Origin of the sequence: Bartonella mastomydis (assembly GCF_900185775.1) — a bacterium.
GTDB lineage: Bacteria > Pseudomonadota > Alphaproteobacteria > Rhizobiales > Rhizobiaceae > Bartonella > Bartonella elizabethae.
Genome location: NZ_LT883137.1, coordinates 152,284 through 170,833 on the forward strand (window position 1 = coordinate 152,284; position 18,550 = coordinate 170,833).

The following is an 18,550-nucleotide window of genomic DNA, read 5'->3' on the forward strand; positions in this document are numbered from 1 at the left end:
CTTGATCAATTATGGTCAATATCAATTATGGTCAATGGGATTATAGCTTCCGTGTTCTCTTCGCCAATCTTCTGGTTGTTGAAATTGGCTTGACCACAAGCCATTTTTTTCTTTTTGAGCGGTCGATTGTAAGTTTTTATAGTCTGCGGGAGATGGGAAGTTATGTTGATCTTTTGTCAAAACCATCAATCCTTCTGCAAGGCCTAAGCGTGCAAGATCCACTCCATCCACAAAACATTGAGCATAATGAATTTGTTTAATGACACGGGTTTGCCGACAAGTCACATTTTTATCGATTGTTTTTGAGACCAGCCACGCCGTGACAAAAGCCCCACAGGGCCACTTAACACCATTGCGTGAGGCGAATTGCCGCACTTCGCAGGTTTCCACACCATAGAGGCGGATATTGCGCACGATTCTTTTTCTCCATCCATCATCTGTTGGTGTGATCATTTTAAAGGTCACACCACTTGTGACCTCTATAGCACCGGAATAGACGGGAACATTTTCTTCATAAAATTGTGAAGCCAATGGCTGTTGGAGCAAAGCACCATTTTGTTGGTTTATATTTTGTTGGTTCACATCATCTTTCAATTGTGACTTTGGATTTTGAACTGTTTTCTCTCTTAGCTTTTCTGGTCCTTTTAAAGAAAACGTTTGAATAATCTGTTCATTATTTTCACTCAAATAAAAGTATCCCAAAACAATAAGACAAATTAAGACAATATATTTAGAAACGGATCGAAACTGTTTAAAAATTATCATTTTGAATATTACTGTATTTTACTGTTAATTAAGCGAGAAAAAAATTAAATATTGTTAATTTATCAATAGAAAAAAATATTTTTTTCATTTATAGGATGTTTGATTAATATTAAATATTAATTTTATGATTAACTTAAACATAAAGCGGGGAAATTTTCATGAAAAACATGAATAATTCGTTCAGTTGTGAACGCACCTTAAAAAACTATACTTTATCCAATACTCAAAAGAAATGGCTAACCACAGTCTTGATGCTTTTTATTGCTTTCCTTGCGCTCAGTGATCCAGCATTTGCAGAAGGCTTCGGAAAAGTTGAAACTGCACTTCAAAAAATAGTTGACACTTTAAACGGACCTATTGCCATATCGATAGCAACGATTGCGGTTGCGGGTATTGGGCTTGCATGGATTGCTGGTTATGTTGAAATGCGTAAGGCATTTTTTGTTTGTGTTGGCATTGGCATAATCTTTGGTGCATCGCAAATCGTATCAATGCTTAAAGCTTAATTAACGTACTCTAGCATTTTCAAAAATCATGAAAGAGCATGAGAAGCTAACGGAGGATACGTTATTTCTTGCTTGCACACGCCCTGCAATGATTGCGGGCGTGACGGTGGAAGCTATGGGATTAAATGGAATAGGATCGATGATATTGTTTATTATGGCAGGCAATATTTTTCTTTTAACCATTGGTATTGCCATCCATTTCATATTCAAGGAAATCCTAAAACATGACCATAACAAATTTCGTATTCTTCTAACATGGCAAAAGACAACTATTTTTGCCAGAAATTCTAGTCTATGGGGTGGAGGAAGTATTTCTCCATTACGATTAATTCGTAATTATGAGGAATTAAAATGAAAACAGCAGAGCGCAAGCGTGAAAAGCAGCCAGAGGCGATCATCCCTTACGTGCGCCATGTAAACAAGCATGTCATTGCACTGGATTCACGCGCGCTCATGATGGTTGTTAAACTTGAAGGCATTAACTTTGAGACAGCGGATATTATTGATCTGAACGTGCTTCACGAACAGCTCAACAATCTGTTTAAGAACATTGCCGATGAACGGATTGCGCTTTATAGCCATATTATCCGAAAGCGTGAAACGGTCTATCCGGATGGCACTTTTAGATCGGCATTTGCCAAGCAGCTAGATGATAAATATCGTGAACGGATGGTTTCACAGGATCTTTATCGCAATGAGCTTTATCTTTCAATTTTGTGGAATCCACACGTTGATAAGACGGATAAATTAGCAGAATTTTTCAAACGGTTAGGCAAAGCCAAGCAAGAAAAAACGGAAGTTGATGAAGAATCGATTCGCAAGCTTGAAGATATTACGACAGATGTCATTCAAAATTTAGAGCGTTATGGCGCAAGAAGATTAAGTCTTTATGAACATGAAGGCATTATTTATTCGCAGCAAAGTGAGTTTATTCACCAACTGGTAGGCGGTCGTCGTGAACGCATACCGTTGACATGGGGGACGATAGCGTCGACTGTTTATTCAGACCGTCTGATTTTTGGGAAAGAAGTCATAGAAATACGCACCGAAGCGGGCCAGCGTTTTGCTGGCATGTTTGGTTGGAAAGAGTATCCAGCCAAAACCAGAGTAGGCATGGCGGATGGTCTTTTAACGCTTCCCTTTGAGTTTATTTTTACGCAATCTTTTATTTTCAAGAGCAAAAATGCTGCCAAGCAGATTATGGGTCGCAAACAAAACCAGATGGTCAATGCCGGAGATCGTGCGGGCTCACAAATCATGGAGCTGGATGATGCGCTTGATGATCTTGAATCGAATCGTTTTGTTTTAGGGGAGCATCATTTATCGTTAGCGGTTTTTGCCGATGAGCCACAAGAGTTAGCGGATAATCTTGCCAAAGCGCGTTCTCGTCTGACAGATGGTGGTGCTGTTATTGCGCGGGAGGATTTAGGGTTAGCGGCGGCATGGTGGGCACAATTGCCTGGCAATTATGCCTATCGCACCCGCTCTGGCGCGATAACCAGCCGCAATTATGCAGCGCTTTCACCTTTTCATTCTTTTCCGGTTGGCAAAATAGATGGCAATGTGTGGGGACCAGCGGTAGCCTTAATGAAGACTTCAGCAGGTTCGCCGTTTTATTTTAACTTTCACTTTGGTGATTTAGGCAATACCTTTGTCTGTGGTCCGTCTGGTTCTGGTAAAACGGTTATTGTTAATTTTTTACTCGCGCAACTTCAAAAGCATGATCCCAATATGGTGTTTTTTGATAAGGATCGTGGAGCAGAGCTTTTTGTCAGAGCGGGTGGCGGCACGTATATGCCCTTAAAAAACGGCAAGCCGACGGGGATAGCGCCCTTAAAAGGTTTAGATTATAGCAATCCAGCTGATAGGGTTTTTTTACGTCAATGGATTACCAAGCTTGTTTCTGCTGAGGGTCAAAAGATTAGTGAGTCGGAAAGGCAAGATATTGCTTCTGCGGTTGACCAACTTGCCTTGCTCCCTCAAGAGCAACGGACCATATCGGCTTTACAAATGTTTTTTGACACCACGCACAGGGAGGGGATAGCGGGGCGTTTAGAGCGATGGTGTAAAGGCAATGCTTTAGGGTGGGTATTTGACAATCCTGATGATGACATAGGGATTGATGCCAAATTTATTGGTTATGATATGACGGATTTTTTGGACAATGACGAAATTCGTCCACCATTAATGATGTATCTCTTTCATAGGATTCTGTCTCTGATTGACGGGCGTCGTATTATCATTGTCATTGATGAGTTTTGGAAAGCGCTAGAGGATGATTCCTTTAAAGCCTTTGCGCAAGATAGGCTAAAGACCATTCGGAAGCAAAATGGTTTGATGTTGTTTGCCACGCAATCTCCCAAAGATGCGATTAATTCGACGATAGCCCACACCATTATAGAGCAATGTCCCACCCAGGTTTATTTTCCCAATCAAAAGGGGAACCACGCGGATTATGTAGAGGGTTTTAAATTATCAGACCGAGAGTTTAACCTGATACAAACAGAATTAAGCCGAGAGTCACGGCGTTTTCTCATCAAACAAGGACAAAGTTCTGTGGTAGCAGAACTGAATTTACGGGGTTTTGATGATGAAATAGCCATTTTAAGCGGCACCACGAAAAACATTGAACTTCTCGAAACCATTATGGAAGAAGTTGGGACATCTCCAGATAAATGGCTTCCTATTTTCCAAGAAAGGTCAAAACAATGAAAAAACTTTTATTGGCAACAGCGCTTTGCGCAATTTCTTTTAGCCCTCAAGCAAATGCACTTGGAGGTGGTCCCTTTGATTATAAAATACTGCTGGAAAACATGGCGCAAGTTAAAAAATTAGAAAGTCAACTTGAGCAAATGAAACAACTCTATAGCTCCTTAAATGCCAAGCCTGACATTTCGGCATTGAAAGAAATGTTTAACAAGCAAGGAAGCAATGGCGCTCTGCCTTCTGACTTTAACCACTTTCAACAATCGATGGGCAGTGGCGGCGGCGGCGGGAGCAGCAGCAAAAACGCACAAAAATGGCAAGAAGAGCTTAAATATAAAGAGCCCTCAGGCGGAGCAGGATCAAAAGAAGCGGTGGATGCTTTTTACGCAGAGGAAGTAAAAAAAGCCGAACAGCGCACAGTCGGACAAGCAGCAAAAGGCCAAGATGTCTACGAAGAAGCCAGTGAAACGCAAAAAGAGATTAACAAGCTTCTCGATAAACTTGGAAACACTGAAAAGGCTGGTGAAATTCAAAGCATTCAAGCAAAACTAGAAGCAATACAAGCAAGACTGCAAACACAAGTTCTCCAAATGCAAGCCGCCGCGATGATTCAACAAGCAGAAGATAAAGCGGCAGAAAGACGTGAAATGGAAGAATTTAAGGCACGAACCAAAGATTTAGCCCAAAAAATGCGTGGTCAATAAAGGGTAAAAAAAGAGGGGCTTGAACATGAACAAGATCATCATAACAACATTGCTACTTTGCACAGGGCTTATGGCTGCTGGCTGTGAAAAAACCTACAGCGTAGAAGAATTAAAAAAAGACAAAAAACTGATGGAAGAAGTACTCGTGAAATGTTTGACATCAGGGGATCTTAAGTCGAAAAATTGTAAAAACGCAGAGCAAGCTGAATTTGAAACCCGTAAGAAATGGGAAGGTTTTGGCTCTACAAATGATGAGCAGCAAAAATCTGAAAAACAAGGGGACAGTCATTAATCATGAATAAAATCATCATACCAGCATTACTGCTTTGCACAGGGCTTATGGCTGCTGGCTGTGAAAAAACCTATAGCGTCGCAGAATTTAAAAAAGATAAAAATTTACGCTTCGAGTGGGATGCTAGATGTGGATTTGCAGGAACCTCAAAAAATTGTGAAAACCTAAGATTAGCAGTAGCTGAACTTGATAAGGAATATCGAGAAAAAGCTGGAGAGAGACAGCGTAAAGCCGCAGAAGACTTGGATAAAAAATTAAAGGAACTTAGGGATAAAGAAGACGCTGAGCGAATAAAAAGAAGAGCCGAACGAGAAGCGAGAGAACGAGCTAAAGCTGAAAAAGAAGCAAAAGAGCGCGCAGAACAACAACAACAGGACAATCACTAATCATGAACAAGATCATCATACCAGCATTGCTACTTGGCACAGGGCTTATGGCTGCTGGCTGTGAAAAAACCTATAGCGTCGCAGAATTTAAAAAAGATGAAAAATTACTTAAAGAATGGGCGGTGAGATGTGGATTTTCAGGAAATTCGAAAAACTGCCAAAATGCACGATTAGCCTCTCATCAAATTCATGAAGAACGTCGGGCAAAAATTGACGAAGAAAATCGTAAACGTAGAGAAGAATGGGAGAAAAAACAACAAGAAGAAGAAGCTAAAAGAAACGCTGAGTATGAAAAAAATAGAGCACAACAAAAACGCGATAATAATTTTGATCCATAAAAATTATTATAACATTATTAAAAGAAGGGGAAATATCGATGAATAAAGTTCTCATAACAACATTGCTACTTGGCACAGGACTCATCGCTGCTGGCTGTGAAAAAACCTATAGCGTCGCTGAATTTAAAAAAGATGAAAAATTACGCCTCGAGTGGGATGCTAGATGTGGATTTGCAGGAACTTCAAAAAATTGTGAAAACATGCGGTTAGCATTTTTAGAACTTGAGAAAGAACGTCAGGCAAAAGCTAAAGAAATATGGAACGCTACATTTGGGATAAAAGAGCGTGCTGATGAAGAAAAAAAAGCGAAAGAACAAAATAATAATTAAATTATAAAAATACACAACGAAGAGCGGAGCATCTCAATGGCAGTAGAAAGCAAAGGTATATTCACTAAGATAGACAATATGTTGATGGGGCCCCTCACAGAGGCAACAGACAATACCTCTGCACATAGCTATTGCGCTTTAGCAGCTCAACTTAAAGAACCTTACAGATTGTACAATAGATTTATGGCAAGATTATGTCTCTGCCCTAGATTTATCATCACTGGTTATAAAAAACCGATAACCTAGCATAATTTAAAAATTGTGCTCAAACCTTGTAAAACTGAAAGGAAAAAGGGGAAATATTGATGAATAAAGTTCTCATAACAACATTGCTACTTGGCACAGGACTCATCGCTGCTGGCTGTGAAAAAACCTATAGCGTCGCTGAATTTAAAAAAGATGAAAAATTACGCCTAGAGTGGGATGCTAGATGTGGATTTGCAGGAACTTCAAAAAATTGTGAAAACATGCGGTTAGCATTTTTAGAACTTCAGAAAGAACGTCAGGCAAAAGAAGCAGAAAGAAGCCGTAAAATTGCAGAAGAAAATCGCAAAAGAGATGAAAAAGATATAGCTGAAATGAGAGCCAGAATTAAAAAAATGAGAGAAGAGAATCAAAAATTCCTTGCTGAACAAAAAGCAAAAGAGCGCGCGGAAGAAGAACGAAGAGCAAAAGAACGCGCAGCAGAAGAACAACAAAATAACCATTAAGACACAATGAAGAGCGGAGCATCTAAATGGCAATAGTAACCAAAGGCGTTTTTACTGATATAGATGATATGTTGATGGAGCCCCTTACAGAGGCAACAGACAATACCTCTGCACATAGCTATTGCGCTTTAGCTGCTCAACTTAAAGAACCTTACAGACTGTACAATAGATTTATGGCAACATTATGTCACTGCCCTAGATTTATCATCACTGGTTATAAAAAACCGATAACCTAGCATAATTTAAAAATTGTGCTCAAACCTTGTAAAACTGAAAGGAAAAAGGGGAAATATTGATGAATAAAGTTCTCATAACAACATTGCTATTTTGCACAGGACTCATCGCTGCTGGTTGTGAAAAAACCTATAGCGTTGCTGAATTTAAAAAAGATGAAAAATTACGCCTAGAGTGGGATGCTAGATGTGGATTTGCAGGAACTTCAAAAAATTGTGAAAACATGCGGTTAGCATTTTTAGAACTTGATAAGGAACGTCAAGCACAAGCAGCAGAAAGAGAGCGTCAAGCGGAAGAGAACAATCGCAAAAGAGATGAAGAAGATATGGCTAAAATGAGAGCCAGACTTAAAAAAATGGAAGCAGAGACTAAAAAAATATTAGCTGAACAAGAAGCAAAAGAGCGTGCTGAGGAAGAACAAGAAGCAAGAGAACGTGCTAAAAGAGAAGCTAAGCGAAAACAAGATAATAATTAAATTATAAAAATAAGAAATAAAGAGTGGAGCATCTAAATGGCAATAGACAGCAAAGGCATATTCACTGATATAGATGATATGTTGGTGAATCCCCTTACAGAGGCAACAGACAATACCTCTGCACATAGCTATTGCGCTTTAGCTGCTCAAGCTAAACACTTACATGCATTTTATATTACATTTATGGCAACATTATGTCACTGCCCTAGATTTATCATCACTGGTTATAAAAAACCGATAACCTAGCATAATTTAAAAATTGTGCTCAAACCTTGTAAAACTGAAAGGAAAAAGGGGAAATATTGATGAATAAAGTTCTCATAACAACATTGCTACTTGGCACAGGACTCATCGCTGCTGGCTGTGAAAAAACCTATAGCGTCGCTGAATTTAAAAAAGATGAAAAATTACGCTTAGAGTGGGATGCTAGATGTGGATTTGCAGGGACTTCAAAAAATTGTGAAAACATGCGGTTAGCATTTTTAGAACTTGATAAGGAACGTCAGGCACAAGCAGCAGAAAGAAGTCGTAAAATTGCAGAAGAAAATCGTAAAAGAGAAGAAGAAGATATAGCTGAAATGAGAGCCAGAGTAAAAAAAATGAGAGAAAAGAATCAGAAAAGATTAGCTGAAGAAAGAGCAAAACTACGCGCGGAAGAGGAACAACAGAATAATAATTAAGACATAATGAAGAGCGGAGCATTTAAATGGCAGTAGACAGCAAAGGCATATTTTCTTATATCGACAATATGTTGATGGAGCCCCTCACAGAGACAATGAATGATGTCATTGGTAATCTTGCATCGTCTTTAAGTGCTCCGCTTAAACTGTCTTGTACAATTTACATTATATTTATGGGCTACAATATCATCTATGGGCGCTCTTCCATGCCCTTATGGGAATTTATAGTGACAACTTTTAAACTCGGCATTGTTGTTTCACTAGCCACAAACGCTGCTTTTTATAATGAGTGGGTCAGTGGTATATTTTTCCATGATCTGCCGAATGCCATTTCAAATGTCACCCAAGGAGCACATGTAGATCAAAATGTATGGGATAACATGATAAACAAAGCTGGAGCACAGGTTTTGGACGCCGCAAACAAGTACACAGGGCTGACTCAAATGGGGATGTTTATTGCGACATGGATTGCTGGTTTTATCTGCCTAGTTGCTGCTACCTTTTTTTGTCTAGTCGGTTTTGTTGTTTCATTATTTGCTAAATTGGGTTTGTTTCTTGTCCTATCAATCGGACCACTCTTCATAAGCCTCTATATGTTTTCCTCAACCAGAAAATTCACAGAAGCATGGTTAGGGCAAGTTGCAAACTTCGTCATTTTATATGTGTTAGTCGTGCTGCTTGGTGGTTTATATGTTAACATTTCAATGAAAGTTTTTTCAGGAGGTGTTGACAATATCTTCACTACTTTAATTCAGTTCTTGGTTGTTGGTATTGGGGGGATTTACCTTTTCTCCCATTTACCTGACATTGCATCCGCTTTAGCCTCTGGGGGAGCATCCCTTACGGGAGCAACAAAATTAGGAGCAGACACAGTAAAAACGGCTGGGAAAGCTGCTCAAAAGTTAGAAAAATTTATGAAACAAATAGCAAAGAAACTGTTTGGGAAAGGATAATAGGAAAATGTTAAAAAAAATTGGGGTTATTTTACCTTTTCTCTTTCTCAGTGGCTGTATGTCTTCATCACACACACTGAAGTCACTTCCAAAGTGTGATGGATATTCTAAACGTCCACTCAACCGATCCATGTGGAATTGGGAAGGGAAAAAACCAACACCCACCCCCATCATCATCAGTAACAACACCACCCCCTCACCCAAAAAAGAGGGAAAGCTGGAAATGCTTCTGGCACAAAAGTTAACGGATGAGGAAATAAGATCTTACAAAAATTGCGGGCAAAAAGCATGAAAGAAAAAGACGTAGAACAATACATCGCTGAAGCGCGCTCTTTTGATCAAGATCGCATGTTAGCAGCACGACGCACAACCCGCGCCTCCCTCACGATTGCCGCGATATCCGTTATCGTCGCGCTCATCTCCTCACTCGCGGTCATCACCCTCACACCGCTTAAAACCGTAGAGCCTTTTGTCATCCGTGTGGACAATTCAACCGGTATCACAGAAGTCGTGGAAGCCTTAAAAGAAGGACCCACCAATGTGGATGAAGCCATCACACGCTATTTTGCCGCAAAATACGTCCGCTCGCGTGAAGGCTTTGCCACAGAAGAAGTACAACACAACTTCGAAACTGTCTCTCTCCTCTCTTCCCCTGAAGAACAGGAAAGATTTGCCAGCTGGTACGGCGCAAGAAATCCACAAAGCCCCCAAATTCTCTATAAACACGCCACCGTTACAATAACGATAAAATCAATCTCCTTCATCAATCAAGATGTTGCTCAAGTGCGTTACTACAGAACAATCCGTGACAATGAAAACAACAAAGAATTCATTACTCATTGGGTTGCAACGCTCTCCTTCGAATACATCAACGCCCCTATCTCTGTCCAAAATCGTCTGATAAATCCTCTTGGGTTTATTGTTAATGAATATAGAACTGATCCGGAAGTGGTCAACTGATCATGACAAAAAAAATCCTTTTTCTTATTCTAAGCTTCCTCGCCCTTTCTCCTACACCTTGGAGTAACGCCAGTGTTTTTCCCACCCGCGCGCCGAGCGATAGCCGCATTCGCTTCATCAATTATGATGCTTATAATGTCACAAAAATTATTGGCTCCATCCGCTCATCGGTCCAAATAGAATTTTCTGCCAATGAAGAAATTGCGCATGTCGCCATTGGCAACAGCGTCGCATGGGAAGTCGCCCCCGCTGGCAATATTCTCTTCCTCAAAGCGCGCGAAGTCCAACCCATCACCAACCTTCAAGTCGTCACCACAAAACTTGATGGCTCAAAACGCTCCTATCAATTTGAACTAATCATCAAAGATGGCGAAATCTCCTCTGGACAAGAAACCTATTTCCTTGTGAAATTTCGCTACCCCCAAGAAGAAGCAGAACAAAGAAGACTTGCAGCCCTGCTGCGACAAGAAAAAAAACAAGCCAGGCAAATTGATAATGTCTTCAATGCTTATGAAACCTATGGACCACGCAATTGGGCTTACACCGCACAAGGCTCAAGCAACCTTGAACCCTCCTCTGTATACGACAATGGCAAAACCACAACCTTTACCTTTCCTGACAACCAAGAAATCCCTGCCATTTACATTGTAAGCAGTGATGGAACAGAATCGCTGGTTCCCAAAACCACAAGAGGCAACATGGTTATTGTCCATGCCATTAGCGCACGCTTCACCCTAAGACAGGGAAGAAATGTCCTCTGCATCTTTAACGAAGCCTATCAACCCAAAGGCATCAATCCAGACACCGGCACAACCTCACCATCTGTTGAACGTAAAATTGCATCAGATCTTTAAACATCTTTAAATAAAGCGGGAATTCAAAGGGGACCAACACATGAGTGATAAAACCACTATCAGCGATCGAGGATCCATTGGCGATAAACGTAACAATACCTCACAAAGCCTTGGCAAAAAAATAGTTGTTGCCATCGCCTGTATAGGAGTCTGCGCCTACGTGGTCTGGAACATTCTCTCATCTCCCTCAGAAAAGGAAAAAGACACCGCAAAAGCTCATAAAAAACAAGCACAAAGCTTTCGCAACACCCTCGCGCCTTTAGAGCTCGCCCCCTCCACCCCGCAAGCAAAAATGGCACCCATAACCCTGCCCGCCCCACAACCACTCGCACCAGAACCCAAAAAAGATGACCCCTTACTTGATGCCGCAAGACGTGCCCCTGTCTTAGCTTTTGCCAAAGGCTCTAAATCTGAATTAAAAGACGTCGTCAACAGTGCTTTCAACCCCCTTGAGAAATTGAATGCCCTTGAAAATCTCACTCAGATGCAAAATTCTCCTGCCGCTCAAAACACACAAAATTTTGCAACCCTCCTAAAACCCACCACATCAGAAGAGACAAAAGCAAAACTCATCGGCAATAGAAACTTTATCATCGCCATGGGAACCTCTATCCCCTGTATCTTAGAAACCGCCTTAAACAGTGACCAACCAGGCTTTGCCAGCTGCATTATTAACCGCGATATCCTCTCTGACAATGGACGCGTTGTTTTGCTTGATAAAGGAACCCAAGTGGTTGGCGAATATCGCGGAGGCATCAAACAAGGGCAATCCCGTCTCTTCGTCCTCTGGACCAGAGCAAAAACCCCAAACGGGATCATCATCCCCCTTGCCTCACCCGCAACCGACAGTTTAGGGCGCGCCGGCTTTGATGGCAACATCAACACCCATTGGTGGGAACGCTTTGGCTCTTCCCTTTTACTCACCGTTATTGATAGCGCCACAACCACCCTCACCAACAGAATGCAAAAAAAATCCAATAAAGCAGGTGCAAACAACTCTGGAGGCGGTGGCTTTGAAGGCGCAAACAACATGGGAAAAGATGCAGCAAGTATCGCTCTTGAAAACCAAATCAATATCCCCCCTACCTTAGAAAAATTCCAAGGCGAACTGGTCAATATTTTCGTCGCAAGAGATCTCGACTTTTCATCTGTCTATAAACTAACGCTCACCCACAAAAGGAACAGCACTTACTCCCACTCGACCCCAGGCTATTCCTTTTTTCATTAGTCACGCTCACAATCAATAAAAATATATAAACCCCATAAAACACATAAAGTAATTAAAGTCACATCATGCCAACAGCAAAAAATGCAGAACGAGCCTCCATCGTTTTAACAAAATTAAAAATCTTAGATGACTTCCTCAATAATGAAAATTTATTTGAAATTGTCGTCAATCGCCCTGGTGAAGTGATTGTCGAAGGTCCAGGTGGTTGGCAAACCCACACGAGAGAAGAACTAACCTACAGCGAGCTAGAAGGCATTGCAAAAGTTGTTGCTGCCTACACAACACAAAAAATCAGTGTAGAAAACCCTGTTCTCTCCGCAACACTCCCCAATAATGAACGCATACAAATTGTCATGCCCCCCGCTGTTTCCCCCAATACCATCAGCATGACAATCCGCAAACCTTCATCACGCACTTTTTCCCTTGAAAGTTTACACGAAAACCAACTGTTTTCTGTGGCAAGAAACGTCAGTTTCACCCCCCTTGAACAAATGAAAAAGCGAGCAGGTGAACTTTCTGACACAGAACAAGAACTAATAGACCTCTTTATCGCCAAAGATTTTTGTAAGTTTTTAGAACGCGCCGTTATCACCCAACAAAACATCTTGATATCTGGCAAAACCGGCTCTGGAAAGACCACTCTCTCCAAAGCTTTAATTGCCAAAATCCCCGAATACGAACGCATTCTCACCATTGAAGACACACCAGAACTGGTTGTTCCCCATTCAAACAAAGTGCAACTTTTTTACTCAAAAGACAACCAAGGCTTAGCAAAAGCTGGCGCAAAAGAACTCCTTGAATCGGGCTTGCGCATGCGCCCCGACCGCATTCTCCTACAAGAGCTGCGTGATGGCACAGCCTTTTACTATATCCGCAATGTCAACTCTGGTCACCCAGGCTCCATCACCACAGTTCATGCCTCCACAGCCCTTTCCGCCTTTGAACAAATGACCCTTCTTGTCAAAGAAAGTGAGGGTGGCGGTAATTTAGCAAGAGAAGATATCCGCGGCTTATTAATTTCCATGATAGACGTCATCATCCAATGCAAACGCCTTGAAGGCAAATTTCGTGTCACAGAAATTTACTACGACCCCTTCAAGCGCCGTGATGCTTTTTAAAAAAACGCAAAGTCAAGTCAATAAACATGAAAAAAATGAAGCTGAAAAGCAACTAAACTATAGGAAAAAATATCTCTCACAACATTATATCTGCGCTCTAGATTTATCATCACTGGTTATAAAAACTGAGAGAAAGAAGGGGAAATATCAATGAACAAAGCCATTATCACCGCATTGCTACTTGGCACAGGACTCATCGCTGCTGGCTGTGAAAAAACCTATAGCGTCGCTGAATTTAAAAAAGATAAAAATTTACGCGATGAGTGGCTACGTAAATGTGGATGGACTGGAACTTCACAAAATTGTAAAAACTTAAAAGAAGCAGCAATAGAACTTCAGGATGAAAGTATTGATGACTATCTAAAACAATTTCATAAAAATGACGATAAGAAAAAAGCGCAAGAACAATCTGAAAAGAAAGAAAACAGTAATTAAAGCATAAAAATTCGACTTCGCATGGAACGCGATCCCCATATGATACGAGGGGAAGAAAACAATGGCAGCGTATGATGTATTTACCACTATAGACAATATGTTGACGGAGCCTCTTACAGAGGTAACGGACAGCACCCTCACATATCACTACTGCACTTTAGCTGCTCAAGCTAAACACTTACATGCATCCTATACTCCATTTACGGTAGCATTATGTCGCTGCTCTAGATTTATCATCACTGGTTATAAAAACCGATAACCGAGCATAATTTAAAAATTGTGCTCAAACCTTGTAAAACTGAAAGGAAGAAGGGGAAATAACAATGAACAAAGCCATTATCACCGCATTGCTACTTGGCACAGGACTCATCGCTGCTGGCTGTGAAAAAACCTATAGCGTCGCTGAATTTAAAAAAGATAAAAATTTACGCGATGAGTGGATATCTAAATGTATGTGGAAAAAACCTTCTGAAACAGAATCTCCTCAAAATTGTGAAAACTTAGGAAAAGCAATAGACGAACTTGGTAAAGAATCCTTTCAAAACTATCTAAATGAATATCGTAAAAATGACGATAAGAAAAAAACAGAAGAGCAATCTGAAAAGAAAGAGAACAGTAATTAAAGTACAAAAACTCGACTTCGCATGGAACGCGATCCCCATATGATACGAGGGGAAGAAAACAATGGCAGCGTATGATGTATTTACCACTATAGACAATATGTTGATGGAGCCTCTTACAGAGGTAACGGACAGCACCCTCACATATCACTACTACACTTTAGCTGCTCAAGCTAAACACTTACATGCATCCTATACTCCATTTACGGTAGCATTATATCGCTGCTCTAGATTTATCATCACTGGTTATAAAAACTGAAAGGAAAAAGGGGAAATATTGATGAATAAAGTTCTCATAATAACATTGCTACTTGGCACAGGACTCATCGCTGCTGGTTGTGAAAAAACCTATAGCGTCGCTGAATTTAAAAAAAATCCAAAGTTGATGGACGAATGGGGAGCAAGATGTGGATTCACAGGAACTTCAAAAAATTGTGAAAACCTAAGATTAGCAGCTTTAGAACTTCAGAAAGAATATGAAGCAAAAGCGGAAGAAAGGGCACGTGAAGCGAAAGAAGAATATCGCAAAAAAATGGAAAGATTTGATGCCGAATTAAAAGCAGAACATGAAAAATGGAAAATTGATTTTGAAAAAAGAAAAGCTGAAATGGAAAAAAAAGAAGCTGAAGAAAAAGCAAAAGAACGAGCCGAAAGAGAAGCAGAAGAGCACGCTAAAGCTAAACAACAACAAGATAATAATTAAATCAGAAATGATCATATTTGCAAACATTGAATAGAATGGACGTGCAATAGCATTTGAAAATATAACCGTATTTACTGATATGAATAGCTTTGTAACGAAGACTCTTGAAGAAATAATGAATAACACTATCAAACATCTTTCGTCGGGGTTAAGTGCTCCGCTTAAAGCGTCTTGTACAATCTATATTGCATTTATGGGCTACAATATCATCTATGGGCGCTCTTCCACGCCCTTATGGGAGTTTATAGCGACAGCCTTCAAACTTGGCATCATTGTTGTATGCACCACAAATACCGCTGCTTATAAGAGATTGAGGTTCTTACGAATAAGCTCAGACAGTAATTCAGAAGTACCATAAAGTGCCTCAATTGATGCCTTTGTCATTTCCTCTCGCGTGATACCCTTCCAGTCGATATTATAACCAGCTTCACGAGCAAGTTGCCCCATAAATTCACGTTGGGTGCGTCCATTTCCCTCTCGAAAGGGATGCAACGCATTTATTTCACCCATGTAATATCCAGCTCTCTGGCTGAATTCATCCGCATCAAGACCACGCAGATATTGTTCTTTGGCAAGCTGCTGTGTAATCTTCGGTGCGTAGTTTTCAATCTGATGATGATAAGCAAATAAACAACCACCTTTAGTAATATCTATTGAACGGATCTTTCCTGCCCATTCATAGACGTCACCAAATAGTTTTCTATGGATCTCTTTCATATGATTGAGATCAAACTTACCACCCGTAGCAGCACGCATAAGCTCAAAAGACCTTACATAAGCGAAAGTGGATTCTACACGCTCCAGTACGCTTTTATCCTGAATTTCAAACCGGTTATACATCACACCAGTTTTAGGATCAGTATAAGGATCACCACTCCCCTTATACGTCTCCACGTTTTACCCGCTCTATATAATCTTTGATAATATCACTTATTTCAAGCTCTCCAATAATAACACGCTCCATTTGCTCAACGACTTTTGGATCTGGCTCTAACCCCTCTAAACGTTGGCTTGCTAATGCATTTTCAGCAGCAAAGCGACGTTGTTTAATTTCCTTTTCACTCAACATATAAAATCCTCCCTTGCTTATAGTTCATTATGGCTCGAATAGGCTACAGACACAAGATTTTATTCCTTGCTTTACCGTGTCATATCTTTTAATTTTATACGCACTACTCGCGTTATTTTGCTCTTCCCAATATCTCTGTTAAAAAAATTTAACAGCCGTTTAAAACTCTTTTATGCAATCTTTATCATGAGACTATTATTTAAGAATTGCTTTTGATAAATCATAATTTGTTTGCAGTGCAAGCCAAGCTCGTGCTGTGCTTACACCAGCCATTTCAAGCCTAATAGCAAGATTAGCACTCATAGCGTCTTTTCCATTTAAAACTCTAGAAAGTGTTCCACAAGATACACCAAGCCACTCTGCTGCTTCATTAATCGATAAACCAAGTTCTTTGATCACATCTTCACGCAATAACTCACCAGGATGTGAAAGATTCTTCATCATTGCTTAGATCTCTTTAGTGATATCTAGATAATCCACCATTGAGGCATCTACACCATTAAATATGCCATCAAAGCAAAATATCCACACGTCAATTTTCATTGACAATCATTGACCCATAATCTTTGAAATCACCTTTTAGCAGATGGAATCAAAAGGACACATAACTTTAAATCTTTTGGCGATACATCTCTTCAAGAGCCCCTAAAATAGCTTCAGTTTTTGAGCATAATAAGAAAAAATTTCATTATCTTTACTCCACTCGTTATTTGAAAAGCATAAAATCATAATTAGGTGGTGCTAAACGCAATAGGAGCGTATCATACCCCCAATTGACAGCTAAACCTAGAAATATAAAAACTATATAACCAATGACCATTGCTGTTTGGTGTTCATAGGGAGCCGCACCCGCCACATATCCAGTAAAAAAAATGAATAACACTAATAAACTCCCCCCTACTATAAACTCTGTCAAAATAATAACCGGTTTACGAATAAATAAAAGGAAAAGAAAAAGAAAAAAAAGGCATATTTTCAATATGGTAGATAAGATTTTACGAACGATAGAAAACACTCTAAGAATTTTAGAAACTGAATTTTTCTCTTTTTTATTTAGTTGGTTAGTAGATAGAGTATCCATCAGCCCCTCCCATATTTTTATCTTTGACCTCCACCCCTCACCTCAAAGGACGGGGATTCCACCCAGCGCCGATCTGTGAACAGTTAGGTTCTTTCAGCGGGGACCTACTGCTGACCACTCATGCGGTTCTCTTCATAGACTCTATGGGCAAGCCTTTCCCTAAATAATAAAAGACAGTCAGTTTTTAAAAAGCAGAGAAAGATTGTTTCGTAATCTATCCGCTCACGACTTAAGTGTTTTGATCACTTGATTATTTATATAACAAAATCCCCATTTATTTTCAACTATTTTATTATCTTTTTTTGATGTTTTTTTATAATATTTTCAAATATATAGAGCATAAAATACCTTATAATTTTTATTTGTTTTTTTAACTTATATGCCCCAACAAGCTCTCCTTCTTATCATGATTTCGGAGCCGCGTGAGAAGGACAAAGCAAGCCGCTATGGTTTTAGGTCAAGGACGCCGTTAGGCGCCCCAAAGGGGTTTCCTTGACCTTAAAACCTAAGGCTTGTTAGTCCTCTCATTAAACGCGGATCGGATATCATGATTTTGGTGAGCGTACACAAGAGCTTGAGAGGTGGTAGCCTCTCATTAAAAAACAAAGTTTATAAGTAAAAAAACTATTTTTCTTGCTAATCTTCCAAGATTATCTTATCAATAAGAGTTATTGGTTATCTACGCAATAATCACTAAGGGATAGTGAACCCTAAGTTTTCAAAAAATTAACTCACTATGTGAGTGTTCCCGGATTCCGGGAGATTTTGTTATGTCCAAGTGCAATAGCACTAAAAGCAAAATGCTGATGAAAACTCAGTACTTCACTACTCCCGGAATACCAATGCGAGGGCGCTCGCAACCGGAGGGGGCTTGAAGTGCAAACAAAAAATCAACATTTTAATGACGTTTCTGTAGGCAAAAAAATTCGCTTCAGAAGAGAAATGTTAAAAATGTCTCAAAAACAATTAGGAGACCTCCTAGGAATAACCTTCCAACAAATCCAAAAATATGAAAAAGCTACAAACCGCATAGGAGCTGGACGTTTGCAGGAAATCGCCGACATACTGGAAGTCGATATCTCCTTTTTTTATAAAGATATTTCAAAAAAAAGAAATATCTCATCCCCTTTTGATACAGAAATTTACAGTAAAGAAGAATATTTCCTTGTAAAAAGTTTTAGACAACTCAAACCTAAAAAACAGAAAGCAATTTTGTCCTTAATTGCCGAATAGAAAACAGCTTTGAAAAATAACATAATCCACGTTACAGATGACTATCAACGTGCCATAGCTCACATTAATTGTCTTACACTCAAGGGTAATTTATTTTTATATTACTTTTATATATATCCACTAGCTACATTGATAGTAAGAGCATTTTTCTATGTCTGTATTAACTGTTAC

At 39.8% G+C, this 18,550-nt stretch carries 27 protein-coding genes and 2 pseudogenes; 24 read left to right on the forward strand and 5 right to left on the reverse strand.

The annotated features are described in order from the left end of the window. Positions 1-21: 21 nt before the first annotated feature. Complete coding sequence (locus FJG96_RS01315; RefSeq protein ID WP_139412413.1) at positions 22-765, reverse strand: nuclease; 744 nt, start codon at positions 763-765, stop codon at positions 22-24. Between the two features lie 158 nt (positions 766-923). On the opposite strand from FJG96_RS01315, the gene FJG96_RS01320 reads away from it, so the two are divergent. The 23 genes and pseudogenes from FJG96_RS01320 to FJG96_RS01445 all read left to right on the forward strand — a co-directional run. Continuing rightward, on the forward strand, positions 924-1,271 hold the full coding sequence (locus tag FJG96_RS01320) for a TrbC/VirB2 family protein (protein ID WP_139412414.1): 348 nt from the start codon (positions 924-926) through the stop codon (positions 1,269-1,271). A gap of 28 nt (positions 1,272-1,299) precedes the next feature. After that, positions 1,300-1,626 (forward strand): VirB3 family type IV secretion system protein, encoded by a 327-nt coding sequence (locus FJG96_RS01325; protein WP_139412415.1) that lies wholly within the window; start codon positions 1,300-1,302, stop codon positions 1,624-1,626. Continuing rightward, entirely contained in the window at positions 1,623-3,983 is a 2,361-nt protein-coding gene (locus FJG96_RS01330) for a VirB4 family type IV secretion/conjugal transfer ATPase (protein WP_139412416.1), read from the forward strand. Before FJG96_RS01325 ends, FJG96_RS01330 begins: the two co-directional genes overlap by 4 nt. After that, positions 3,980-4,681 (forward strand): type IV secretion system protein, encoded by a 702-nt coding sequence (locus FJG96_RS01335; protein ID WP_139412417.1) that lies wholly within the window; start codon positions 3,980-3,982, stop codon positions 4,679-4,681. Before FJG96_RS01330 ends, FJG96_RS01335 begins: the two co-directional genes overlap by 4 nt. A gap of 25 nt (positions 4,682-4,706) precedes the next feature. Beyond that, complete coding sequence (locus tag FJG96_RS01340; protein WP_139412418.1) at positions 4,707-4,973, forward strand: EexN family lipoprotein; 267 nt, start codon at positions 4,707-4,709, stop codon at positions 4,971-4,973. Positions 4,974-4,975: 2 nt separating this feature from the next. Continuing rightward, on the forward strand, positions 4,976-5,359 hold the full coding sequence (locus FJG96_RS01345; RefSeq protein ID WP_139412419.1) for an EexN family lipoprotein: 384 nt from the start codon (positions 4,976-4,978) through the stop codon (positions 5,357-5,359). 2 nt (positions 5,360-5,361) lie between these two features. Continuing rightward, positions 5,362-5,697, forward strand: a complete 336-nt coding sequence (locus tag FJG96_RS01350) for an EexN family lipoprotein (protein WP_139412420.1) — start codon at positions 5,362-5,364, stop codon at positions 5,695-5,697. Between the two features lie 38 nt (positions 5,698-5,735). Further along, a pseudogene (locus FJG96_RS01355) lies at positions 5,736-5,951 on the forward strand (EexN family lipoprotein); the annotation flags it as partial. A gap of 380 nt (positions 5,952-6,331) precedes the next feature. Then, positions 6,332-6,736: an EexN family lipoprotein gene (locus tag FJG96_RS01365; protein ID WP_139412423.1), complete on the forward strand. Its 405-nt coding sequence runs from the start codon at positions 6,332-6,334 to the stop codon at positions 6,734-6,736. Positions 6,737-6,762: 26 nt separating this feature from the next. Beyond that, positions 6,763-6,972, forward strand: a complete 210-nt coding sequence (locus FJG96_RS01370) for a hypothetical protein (RefSeq protein ID WP_139412424.1) — start codon at positions 6,763-6,765, stop codon at positions 6,970-6,972. Positions 6,973-7,031: 59 nt separating this feature from the next. Continuing rightward, positions 7,032-7,445 carry an EexN family lipoprotein gene (locus FJG96_RS01375; RefSeq protein ID WP_139412425.1) on the forward strand — a complete coding sequence of 138 codons (414 nt, stop codon included), beginning with the start codon at positions 7,032-7,034 and terminating at the stop codon, positions 7,443-7,445. Between the two features lie 36 nt (positions 7,446-7,481). Then, positions 7,482-7,691: a hypothetical protein gene (locus FJG96_RS01380; RefSeq protein WP_139412426.1), complete on the forward strand. Its 210-nt coding sequence runs from the start codon at positions 7,482-7,484 to the stop codon at positions 7,689-7,691. Positions 7,692-7,750: 59 nt separating this feature from the next. Further along, complete coding sequence (locus tag FJG96_RS01385; RefSeq protein WP_139412427.1) at positions 7,751-8,125, forward strand: EexN family lipoprotein; 375 nt, start codon at positions 7,751-7,753, stop codon at positions 8,123-8,125. A 26-nt stretch (positions 8,126-8,151) separates the two neighbouring features. Beyond that, a complete protein-coding gene (locus FJG96_RS01390; protein WP_139412428.1) occupies positions 8,152-9,078 on the forward strand; it encodes a TrbL/VirB6 family protein in 927 nt (308 codons plus the stop codon). Between the two features lie 7 nt (positions 9,079-9,085). Continuing rightward, positions 9,086-9,370, forward strand: a complete 285-nt coding sequence (locus tag FJG96_RS01395) for a type IV secretion protein VblB7 (RefSeq protein ID WP_139412429.1) — start codon at positions 9,086-9,088, stop codon at positions 9,368-9,370. Beyond that, complete coding sequence (locus FJG96_RS01400) at positions 9,367-10,038, forward strand: VirB8 family type IV secretion system protein (RefSeq protein ID WP_078674219.1); 672 nt, start codon at positions 9,367-9,369, stop codon at positions 10,036-10,038. The genes FJG96_RS01395 and FJG96_RS01400 overlap by 4 nt, the downstream gene beginning before the upstream one ends. A 2-nt stretch (positions 10,039-10,040) precedes the next feature. Beyond that, complete coding sequence (gene virB9, locus FJG96_RS01405) at positions 10,041-10,892, forward strand: P-type conjugative transfer protein VirB9 (protein ID WP_078674220.1); 852 nt, start codon at positions 10,041-10,043, stop codon at positions 10,890-10,892. A gap of 40 nt (positions 10,893-10,932) precedes the next feature. Continuing rightward, positions 10,933-12,120, forward strand: coding sequence for a type IV secretion system protein VirB10 (gene virB10 / locus FJG96_RS01410; RefSeq protein ID WP_139412430.1), 1,188 nt, complete (start codon positions 10,933-10,935; stop codon positions 12,118-12,120). Positions 12,121-12,185: 65 nt separating this feature from the next. Then, entirely contained in the window at positions 12,186-13,238 is a 1,053-nt protein-coding gene (gene virB11, locus FJG96_RS01415) for a P-type DNA transfer ATPase VirB11 (protein ID WP_139412431.1), read from the forward strand. Between the two features lie 150 nt (positions 13,239-13,388). After that, positions 13,389-13,673 (forward strand): EexN family lipoprotein, encoded by a 285-nt coding sequence (locus tag FJG96_RS01420; protein WP_139412432.1) that lies wholly within the window; start codon positions 13,389-13,391, stop codon positions 13,671-13,673. A 323-nt stretch (positions 13,674-13,996) separates the two neighbouring features. Next, positions 13,997-14,296, forward strand: coding sequence for an EexN family lipoprotein (locus tag FJG96_RS01430; protein WP_139412434.1), 300 nt, complete (start codon positions 13,997-13,999; stop codon positions 14,294-14,296). A 277-nt stretch (positions 14,297-14,573) separates the two neighbouring features. Continuing rightward, positions 14,574-14,996 carry an EexN family lipoprotein gene (locus FJG96_RS01440; RefSeq protein ID WP_139412436.1) on the forward strand — a complete coding sequence of 141 codons (423 nt, stop codon included), beginning with the start codon at positions 14,574-14,576 and terminating at the stop codon, positions 14,994-14,996. Between the two features lie 46 nt (positions 14,997-15,042). Further along, positions 15,043-15,300: pseudogene (locus FJG96_RS01445) on the forward strand (type IV secretion system protein); the annotation flags it as partial. On the opposite strand, the gene FJG96_RS01450 reads toward FJG96_RS01445, so the two are convergent. The 4 genes from FJG96_RS01450 to FJG96_RS01465 form a co-directional block, all read right to left on the reverse strand. Then, positions 15,297-15,890 (reverse strand): Fic/DOC family protein, encoded by a 594-nt coding sequence (locus tag FJG96_RS01450; protein ID WP_139412437.1) that lies wholly within the window; start codon positions 15,888-15,890, stop codon positions 15,297-15,299. The pseudogene FJG96_RS01445 and the gene FJG96_RS01450 overlap by 4 nt on opposite strands. Further along, the gene (locus tag FJG96_RS01455; RefSeq protein ID WP_139412438.1) at positions 15,877-16,065 is read right to left on the reverse strand and encodes an antitoxin VbhA family protein; all 189 of its coding nucleotides are present in this window, start codon (positions 16,063-16,065) and stop codon (positions 15,877-15,879) included. The genes FJG96_RS01450 and FJG96_RS01455 overlap by 14 nt, the downstream gene beginning before the upstream one ends. Positions 16,066-16,260: 195 nt before the next feature. Beyond that, a complete protein-coding gene (locus tag FJG96_RS01460; protein WP_139412439.1) occupies positions 16,261-16,509 on the reverse strand; it encodes a HigA family addiction module antitoxin in 249 nt (82 codons plus the stop codon). Between the two features lie 262 nt (positions 16,510-16,771). Then, a complete protein-coding gene (locus tag FJG96_RS01465; protein WP_139412440.1) occupies positions 16,772-17,146 on the reverse strand; it encodes a hypothetical protein in 375 nt (124 codons plus the stop codon). A gap of 876 nt (positions 17,147-18,022) precedes the next feature. On the opposite strand from FJG96_RS01465, the gene FJG96_RS01470 reads away from it, so the two are divergent. Continuing rightward, positions 18,023-18,379, forward strand: a complete 357-nt coding sequence (locus tag FJG96_RS01470; protein WP_139412441.1) for a helix-turn-helix domain-containing protein — start codon at positions 18,023-18,025, stop codon at positions 18,377-18,379. Positions 18,380-18,550: the final 171 nt, after the last annotated feature.